The organism is Pseudonocardia kongjuensis, assembly GCF_039526905.1.
Taxonomy (GTDB): Bacteria; Actinomycetota; Actinomycetes; order Mycobacteriales; family Pseudonocardiaceae; genus Pseudonocardia; species Pseudonocardia kongjuensis.
In genome coordinates this window covers 1-1902 of the sequence record NZ_BAAAJK010000076.1, presented here as the reverse complement: position 1 = coordinate 1902, position 1902 = coordinate 1, and the positions used below count along the sequence as shown (strand labels likewise).

Annotated in this window: 1 protein-coding gene; it reads left to right on the top strand. The window is 68.0% G+C overall.

The genetic code is table 11. The features are described from left to right. The first annotated feature begins 93 nt into the window (after window positions 1-93). Window positions 94-1851, top strand: a complete 1758-nt coding sequence (locus tag ABD160_RS33245) for an IS1634 family transposase (protein ID WP_344030729.1) — start codon at window positions 94-96, stop codon at window positions 1849-1851. Window positions 1852-1902: the final 51 nt, after the last annotated feature.

Below are 1902 nucleotides of genomic sequence, written 5' to 3'. Positions count from 1 at the left end.
GTGCGGGTGGCTGTCGAACCGAGAAACGCCTAGAGAAACGCCTGGCTGGTTAGCTGCTGCTGGGCGAGCCGTGATGGTCTAAGGTCTAGAGCGATGTACGTGAAGACGACGGCACGGAAGACCAAGAGCGGCACGGTCCGCTACCTGCACCTGGCGCACAACGAGTGGGATCCGGTCGCCGGCCGGTCGGTCCCGAAGATCCTCTACGGGTTCGGGCGGGCTGATCAGCTCGACCGGGACGCGGTCAAGCGGCTGGTCGGGTCGTTGTCCCGGCTGCTGGACCCGGCCGAGGCGCTGGCCGCGACCGCGGGCTCGGAGCTGGTGTTCTGCGAGTCCCGCCCGTGGGGCGGAACGTTCGTCCTCGACGCGCTGTGGCAGCGGTTGGGCATCGACACCGTGCTGCGCGGCCTTCACGCAGGTCCGGGTGGCAAGCCGCGCCGCGGCCGGCCCCGCGACACTGCGGCCACCGAGCGGGTGTTGTTCGGGCTGGTCGCCAACCGGGCGCTCGCCCCGTCGTCGAAGCTGGCCGCCGCGGACTGGATCAACCACGACGTGCACATCGACGGGCTCCCCACGACCTCCGACGACGCCTGCTACCGGGCGATGGACTGGCTCCACGATGTCCGCGAGCAACTCGAGGCCGGGGTGTTCGGGCAGGTGGCGAACCTGCTCAACCTCGAGGTCGACCTGCTGTTCTTCGACACCACCTCCACCTACTTCGAACTCGACGACCCCGACGAACCCGACGAACCCGTGACCCGCGACGAACACGGCCACCCCCTCCCCGACCAGGACGGCAAGGACGGCAAGGACGGCAAGGACGGCACAGAGGACAGCGTCGGGTTCCGGGCCTACGGCAAGTCCAAGGACTCCCGCGACGACCTCCCGCAGATCGTGATCGGGATGGCCGTGACCCGCGACGGGATCCCGGTGCGGGTGTGGTGCTGGCCCGGGAACACCGCGGACTCCAAGCTGATCCGGCAGGTCAAGGACGACATGCGGGACTGGACCCTGTCGAAGATCGTGTGGGTCGCCGACCGCGGGTTCTCCTCGGAACGCAATCGCCGCTACCTGCGCCAGGGCGATCACGCCTACATCATCGGGGAGAAGCTCCGCTCGGACTCGGTGGAGATCAAGGCCGCGCTGTCGCGCCAGGGCCGCTACACCGAGATCGCGGAGAACATGCGGATCAAGGAGGTGAAGGTGTCGGAGACTGAGCGGTTCGTCATCTGCCACAACCCCGACGCCGCGCAGCGCGACGCCCATATCCGTGAACAGCTCCTCGCCCAGCTCGACGAGCTGATCGCCGGGTCGGACAAGCTCCCGGTGATGAAGCGCGGCGAGCTACGCGGACGGATCTCGACCAAGCCCGGTCTCAACCGCTACCTGCGTGTCACTCCTGGCGGGCTGCTGCGCATCGACAAGGCCAAGATCAAGGCCGAGGCGAACCTCGACGGGAAGTACCTGCTGCGCTGCTCGGACCCCCACCTGCCGGCCGCGGACATCGCGCGCGGTTACAAGCAGCTCCTGGAAGTCGAACGCGGCTGGCGCGACATGAAGCAGATCATCGACCTGCGCCCGGTCTATCACCGCCTCGAAGAACGTATCCGCGCCCACGTGGTGCTGTGCTGGCTCGCGCTCCTGCTGATCAGGATCATCGAGACCACCACCGACCACACCTGGCATCACGTGCGCCGCCACCTCGACCGGCTCCACGCCGGGACCTTCACCGGACCGGCCGGGGTGTTCCGCCAGCGCACCGAGCTGTCCAAGCCCCAGCAAGATCTGCTCGCCCGCCTCGACATCCCCGCTCCGAAGCAGATCATCGAACTCGCCGCCGCAAGCCGCTGACCAGCAGCGATCTCACCGTCTAGAGACACGCCCCTCCGGGGCGTCTCGACG